At 39.4% G+C, this 7,282-nt stretch carries 7 protein-coding genes; 6 read left to right on the plus strand and 1 reads right to left on the minus strand.

Features of this window, described 5'->3' with window-relative positions:
* Positions 1-206 precede the first annotated feature (206 nt).
* From BIV60_RS26765 to BIV60_RS26780, 4 genes are read left to right on the plus strand one after another with little or no spacing between them, the layout of a single operon-like run.
* Positions 207-872, plus strand: coding sequence for a sensor histidine kinase (locus BIV60_RS26765; protein WP_071358702.1), 666 nt, complete (start codon positions 207-209; stop codon positions 870-872).
* A 13-nt stretch (positions 873-885) separates the two neighbouring features.
* Positions 886-1,539: a response regulator gene (locus BIV60_RS26770; protein ID WP_071358703.1), complete on the plus strand. Its 654-nt coding sequence runs from the start codon at positions 886-888 to the stop codon at positions 1,537-1,539.
* A gap of 15 nt (positions 1,540-1,554) precedes the next feature.
* Positions 1,555-2,007, plus strand: a complete 453-nt coding sequence (locus tag BIV60_RS26775; RefSeq protein ID WP_071358704.1) for a GAF domain-containing protein — start codon at positions 1,555-1,557, stop codon at positions 2,005-2,007.
* Positions 2,008-2,022: 15 nt separating this feature from the next.
* Complete coding sequence (locus tag BIV60_RS26780; protein WP_071358705.1) at positions 2,023-3,042, plus strand: PAS domain-containing sensor histidine kinase; 1,020 nt, start codon at positions 2,023-2,025, stop codon at positions 3,040-3,042.
* Between the two features lie 71 nt (positions 3,043-3,113).
* Here BIV60_RS26780 and BIV60_RS26785 read toward each other — a convergent pair whose 3' ends face one another.
* Positions 3,114-4,769, minus strand: a complete 1,656-nt coding sequence (locus BIV60_RS26785) for a glutamine--tRNA ligase/YqeY domain fusion protein (RefSeq protein ID WP_071358706.1) — start codon at positions 4,767-4,769, stop codon at positions 3,114-3,116.
* Positions 4,770-4,944: 175 nt separating this feature from the next.
* Between BIV60_RS26785 and BIV60_RS26790 the strand changes: the two genes are divergently transcribed.
* Together BIV60_RS26790 and BIV60_RS26795 are read left to right on the plus strand one after the other, a co-directional pair.
* A complete protein-coding gene (locus BIV60_RS26790; protein WP_071358707.1) occupies positions 4,945-5,931 on the plus strand; it encodes a Gfo/Idh/MocA family protein in 987 nt (328 codons plus the stop codon).
* A gap of 122 nt (positions 5,932-6,053) precedes the next feature.
* Positions 6,054-6,707: a carboxymuconolactone decarboxylase family protein gene (locus tag BIV60_RS26795; protein ID WP_071358708.1), complete on the plus strand. Its 654-nt coding sequence runs from the start codon at positions 6,054-6,056 to the stop codon at positions 6,705-6,707.
* The last annotated feature ends 575 nt before the right edge of the window (positions 6,708-7,282 follow it).

The raw sequence follows: 7,282 nt of genomic DNA on the forward strand, positions 1-7,282 counted from the left end.
GTATATAAGCGACCAAAATTCAAAAGAAAAAGAAGATACGGTAGCGTATCGGGTTTATAGGCGCGCGTATTACAACTGAAAAAGGGGTTTCGGTAGCATATCCGGTATATAGGCTACCGTAATTTAATAGAAAAAGAAGATACGGTAGCATATCCTGGTTATAGTCCGGCTATTTTACCAAACAAATGGGGTTTAGGAGGGTTGATATGACAATTTTACCGTCAATAGAGGGGATTAGTTCCTACATTATTCACTCCCAAGAGGAGGAAATTAAACGAATTGCTTTAGAGCTCCATGAGGGAGTCGGCCAAAATCTATATAGTATTTTAACAGGATTACAGTTTATTGAATCCGGTACAGAGCAGCCTGCCATGAAACATTATCTTCGGGAAATGTCCCAGCTGATTGAAAAAACCATTCAGGAAATAAGACTGCTGTCAGTTGAATTGCACCCTCCTACTTTAACAACCCTTGGTTTACTTCCCGCTATTAAGAGCTATATTAAGTTATACACTTCGACATTTGGCATCCTTGTTGATTTGGAAACAGCAGGTGAAGAAAAACAAATTCTTGAACGGCAAAATATCGCAGTTTTCCGGGTTTGTCAGGAAGCTCTGGCAAATATTGCGAAATATGCCGATACCTCCAATGTGAAAATGAATTTTATCTGGAGTGAAGCGGAATTAAACATCACGATTCACGATTTTGGCAGGGGATTTCAACCGGAGGAACATGAAATAACCAGTCCATTATCCGGAATCGCAGCGATGAAAGAAAGAATGCTTCTCACTGGCGGACAGTGTTCAATTTCCTCTAAAATAGGAGAAGGAACTTCGATTGAAATATCTCTTCCTTTGACAAAAAGGGAATAAAGGGGAGTCAAGATTGATAAAAATCCTATTGGTTGATGATCACGCCGTTGTAAGAATGGGTCTCAAGATGCTCCTTAATACCAATCCGATGATAGAAGTAATTGGGGATGCTTCGGAAGGAAACGAAGGTATTAAAAAAGCTTTAAAGCTAAAGCCGGATGTAGTGGTCATGGACTTAAGCATGCCCCATGGCAAAGACGGCCTTACCGCCACTACTGAGCTCAAAAAGCAAATGCCTGCTATCAATATTTTGATTTTAACCATGCACAATGATGAGGAGTACCTATTTCGGGCGATTCAGGCAGGTGCATCCGGGTGTATTCTAAAAAGTGCTCCCCATGATGAATTAATGTCGGCAATTGAATCCGTTGCAGCGGGGGATGCCTACCTTCATCCGGCTGCAACCAAAAGGCTGATGGAAGAATATTTGACAGGAATGAAGAATGATAGCTCAGATACCTATAATCTTTTATCCGAACGGGAAAAGGAAGTCCTCACTCTTATTGCAAAGGGATATTCCAATAAGGAAATTGCCGAGCAGCTGGTCATTAGTGTAAAAACAGTTGAAACCCATAAAGGGAACCTGATGGAAAAGCTGCAAATGAAAACTCGGCCTGAGCTGGTAGAATATGCGGTTAAAAAGGGGTTATTAGGGTATGGTTTTTAAGGAGAAGCGCCACAGATGACAAAATTAAGAGATCTACGGGCAGTTATTGACGTGTGTAATCAATTGAAAGCTGCAGTAAATTGTGAGTTTGTGGGGCTTGCCTTTCAAAATGAACATGGTCCAGATGTTCGCTGGCATTATGTTTCAGGTAATTTGAATAATAAATATGAAAGAATCACTGTTCGTTTCGGTAAGGGAATCGCCGGAAAAATTATTTCGAGCGGAAGTGCGATGATGGTTCCAGATTTTCCAAAGGATATTATTGGAAAGGTAACGGACTATCCGATTATGCTGGCTGAAAAACTCGTATCCGCCTATGCGGTTCCAATATTTTTCCATTCTGTCCCTAAAGGGGTATTGCTGATTGGCAATAGGGCAGCACATCTTTTTACCGAGCAGGATCAAGAATTGGTAAAGGATGCTGCTGAAGCTCTGGAGCAGATTTTAAAAGGGCATACATTACTTTAAGCGGGAGGACCAGAAATGGATAGGGAAATTCAGCAGATTAAGAATGAACTTTTAGATTATAAATTTGCCCTTGATGCATCATCAATTGTGGCTATTACGGATTCTCGCGGAATCATTACATATGTGAATGATCAATTTTGTCTCATATCAAAATACTCGAGGGAAGAATTGTTGGGGCAAGATCATCGGATTATTAACTCCGGATACCATTCACAGGAGTTTTTTAAAAATATGTGGCGGACCATTGGTACCGGTGAGGTCTGGAAAGGTGAAATTCGCAACCAGGCAAAAGATGGAACTTATTACTGGATGGATACAACGATTGTTCCGTTTATAAATGAAAAGGGTAAGCCTTATCAGTATGTTGCTATTCGCTATGAAATCACGGAGCGGAAGCGCGTTGAACAGGAACTACAAAAAATGATGACCACGATTATTGACGTCCAGGAGGAAGAACGGAAACGTTTATCGAGAAATTTACATGATGGGATTGGTCAGAATCTTTATAGTCATTTGATTACAATCAATCGCATGCTTAATGAGCACGACCACCCGTTGCTTCAGCAGATGCAACAGGAGGCAACTGAGCTGATTGAAGAAATTCGTGAAATCTCTTGGGAGCTTCGTCCATCCGTATTGGATGATCTTGGTTTGGTCCCTGCGATTCGTTCGTTTCTCTCCCGTTATTCGGACCACTATAACATTGATGTCTTTTTTGAGTGTGTCTTGAACCAAAGGCTGCCCATCAGTATTGAATTGACGATTTATCGGATTATTCAAGAGGCGTTAACCAATATCCGCAAGTATGCCGATGTTTCTGAAGCGACTGTCACCATCAGGGAAATGGATGAGCTTGTAAGGGTGATGGTTGAAGATCAGGGAAAAGGCTTTGATGTAGAAACGGTGCAGCGAGGTGTTGGTCTCTTCAGTATGGACGAGCGTGCCCGGGCAGTTAATGGGGGGATTTCCATTGTCTCAGTTCCTGGTAAAGGAACCAAAATTATTTTTGAGGTACCTGTTTCGAGAGCGAGATAGAGTTCGGTCATATCCCAAACAAAAAACACACGATTTCTAATCCGAAGTCGTGTGTTTTTTTCTATCTATTCCTATATCTTAAATGAGCTCTTCAACGAAACAATGCGGTTAAATACCAGCTTTTCTGCAATAGAATCCTTTGGATCCACGTTGAAATACCCATGTCTAAAGAACTGGAATTTGTCGTGCGGCATACTTTCCTTCATATTTGGCTCAACAAAACCTTGGAATACATCTAGTGATTTTGGATTCACCTTATCCAAGAATGTTTTTTCTTCCCCGTCTGTATCTTCGCCGTCCTCATCCAAAATTAAAGGCTCGTATAAACGGAACTCAGCCGGAACGGCATGCGCTGCTTCCACCCAGTGAATGGTCCCCTTTACCTTACGACCGGTAAAACCTGTACCGCTCTTCGTTTCAGGATCATACGTACAACGAAGCTCAACGACATTACCATTTACATCCTTAATGACTTCTTCACATTTGATGAAGTAAGCGTGCTTTAAGCGAACCTCATTGCCGGGGAACAACCGGAAATATTTTTTCGGCGGATTTTCCATAAAATCGTCCTGCTCAATATAGATTTCACGGGAGAATGGAATTTTTCTCATTCCCATTTCTGGATTTTCTGGATTAATTTCTGCATCTAATAGCTCAATTTGCCCTTCCGGATAGTTTGTAATGACCACTTTTAACGGATTAATCACACCCATTGTCCTTGGTGCTTTAAGTTTCAAATCTTCACGAACAAAGTGCTCAAGCATCTGCGAATCGACTGCTCCGGAACCTTTGGAAACACCAGTTTCGCGAACAAAATTCCGAATAGATTCAGGTGTAAAACCTTTTCTCCTCATTCCTGAAATTGTCGGCATCCGTGGGTCATCCCAGCCATCGACATACTCTTCCTCAACAAGTTGCTTTAGCTTACGTTTACTCATGACTGTATTTGTAATATTTAAACGGCCAAATTCAATTTGCTGCGGTGTGTTCTCCATTTCACATTGCTCGACAACCCAATTATAAAGCGGGCGTTGGTCTTCAAACTCAATCGTACAAATCGAATGGGTGACACCTTCAATGGCATCTTCAAGCGGATGGGCAAAAGCATACATCGGGTAAATGCACCATTTATCACCCGTATTATGGTGGGTTGCATGAGCAATACGATAAATAACAGGGTCACGCAGATTAATATTAGGTGACGACATATCGATTTTCGCCCGGAGTACTTTTTCTCCATTCGCAAATTCACCTGCACGCATCCGTTCAAATAAATCAAGATTTTCCTCAACAGAGCGGTTCCGGTAAGGACCTTCCATCCCAGGCTCTGTCAGGGTTCCGCGATATTCGCGAATTTCATCTGCTGAAAGGTCATCCACATATGCTAAGCCTTTTTTAATTAAACGAACCGCGCGGCTGTACATTTCTTCAAAATAATTGGAGGCAAAAAATAAGTCATCCCACTCAAAACCGAGCCATTTTACGTCTTCTTTAATAGAGTTAACGAATTCAATATCTTCTTTTAATGGATTCGTATCGTCAAATCGTAAATTCGTTTTTCCATTAAAATCATCCGCTAAGCCAAAGTTGATAATGATTGATTTTGCGTGACCAATATGCAAGTATCCATTTGGCTCAGGTGGAAAGCGAGTTACGACCGTTTTGTGCTTTCCTGATTCTAAATCCTTTTTCATGATATCTTTTATAAAATTGGAATTATGTTCCACTATTTTCAACCTCTTTCATTGTATCTACTACTATAAATACCATAAATACTGATATTTTTCCATTATTCCCGTCCAATCATAAGCATAACAGAAGGAGGGAAATTTTAAAAATTGCATAAGCAGCTCCATAAAGGCTACAATCAATTGATATATAGGTAATGAGAGGAGAATTTTTATGCTTAATCTTGGTACAGTAGGGACAGGATGGATTACCACAAGGTTTATTGAAGCGGCAAAGCATAGTGGAAGACTCCATTTAACAGCCGTTTATTCGAGAACGGAGGAAAAGGCAAAACAGCTGGCAGATACGTTTAATGCATCGCATTTTTATACGGATTTAACTACCATGGCTAGCAGTGCAGAGATTGATATTGTTTATATCGCCTCACCGAATTCCGTCCATTTTGAACAAGTCCAGTTATTTTTAAAAAATAAAAAACATGTCATTTGTGAAAAACCGATTTTTTCAACGAGTAAAGAACTAGAAGAAGCCTATCAGTTGGCTGAAGAAAATGGGGTTTTTTTATTCGAAGCGATTCGTAATATTCATACACCCAATTTTGCCATCTTAAAAGAAAATCTTCCATTAGCAGGACAAATTCGAAGCACAGTCCTTCCTTATATCCAATATTCCTCACGATACGATTTATTCTTGCAGGGAGAGGTACCGAATATCTTTTCGGCAGAGTATTCTGGAGGGGCATTGGTGGATTTAGGTGTATATCCCCTTTACTTAGCGGTTGGGCTTTTCGGTAAACCGGAAAAAGTGGCTTATCATCCGGTGGTATTACATAGCGGGGTGGATGGAAGCGGAACGCTTGTGTTAACCTATGATGGTTTTGTTTGCACGATTCTTTGTTCTAAAATATCTCATTCCGAGATTCCCTGTGAAATCCATGGGGAAAAAGGAACCTTTGTGCTTGAAGATGCGGCGCCAATTTCAGAGATTATATTTTTGGATAGTCATACGAAGAAAAGCAATATTCTGAGCGTAAAACAGTATGACAAGGACATGGCATATGAATGCATCAATTTCGCTGAAATTATCGAAACGAATAATCGTGAGAAATATGAAGAATTAAAGAATTGGAGTGAGATTGTCCTTGAAATAACCGAAGAGGTGAGGAGACAAAATCATATTGTTTTTCACGTAGAAAAGTAGGAAAAGGCCGGGATTACTTAATAGTACGATAATGATTAGTGGATACTATGTTTAATATGATCTAGACTATCCACAATTCCTTCTTAACGTTAAATATCATGTAAAATGAAAGGATTTTCTAAATGACAAATAGTTTATATGATAAAGAAAATCTAAAAAATCTAAATAAATTAAAAGATCTAGCCCCAGTACAGTTGCAAGCATTTACTGAATTTAACACCGCAGTATTTCAAGAAGGATCACTTACTAAAAAAGAAAAAGAAATCATTGCGGTAGCGATTGCCCATGTGACAGAATGCCCTTATTGTATTGATTCACATACACGTAGAGCAAAGGCAGAAGGAGCATCACTTGAAGAGTTAGTTGAAGCTGTATTTGTTGTAGCTGGAGTGGAAGCTGGAGGAGCCGTCACCCATAGCACTCATATGAAAAATGCCAATAACCCTGAGGCTGAAGATGTTCTTTATGCCAGATCGAATCTAAAGCATCTTGGAACTTTAAGAAGATATGCAGCCGATGGTTTTAAAAGCTATTCAAATTTTAGCGCAGCAGCTGTGAAAGCAGGAAAGTTAAGTGCAAAATTCAAAGAAATTATCGCTGTAGCAGTTGCTCATGCTACACAATGTCCATATTGTATTGATGTTCATACGAAAAATGCTGTAAACGCTGGGGCAACAAAAGAAGAATTATCAGAAGCAGTGATGGTTACTTCTGCTTTACTTGCTGGAGGAGCTTACGCTCATATTGCGAATATGATTCAAAGCTATGTTGAATAAGGAAAACGGTTGACATTGAATAAAGTAATTTAAAAACAAACCGTTATGTTCTTCCATTAGGGCCCAATTCTACAGCAAGAATTAGGCTCTTTCTTTATGTTGGGTAGGCTTTAACACTACATAGTTAAGCGACCTTCCTACTCGGCCGTAGAATCAGTATTGACGGTTCGAGGTGTTTTATTAGATACAAGTGGATTAATTATCCATTGTTCCCCATTTTCAATTAAACCATATGTAAAAGCTCCCCTTATCGTATTATATTGGAATGAGTTACCCGGATATCCAATATAATGAAATCAACTGAATTAGTACAATTTTTGGATGTTTGTGCGAAAGGGAGTTGGTATAAAGTGGGGACCATTAACGGAAGAGATTTTATCGAACGTTAACCAATCTTCCGCAAAGGTGATTGATCTCTTTTAAAATTTAACATCTGGTACGAAGCTATAAATTGTTAAGGAATGTACATAAAGTAATGGGTAAGTTACTTGAAATTGCACATAAATTTCAGTAAATTACAAGACGTGAAATATATTAATTATAATTTTATAATTATTATTGATTATACATAATTA

It is taken from the genome of Bacillus sp. MUM 116, from assembly GCF_001866655.1.
Taxonomy (GTDB): Bacteria; Bacillota; Bacilli; order Bacillales; family Cytobacillaceae; genus Neobacillus.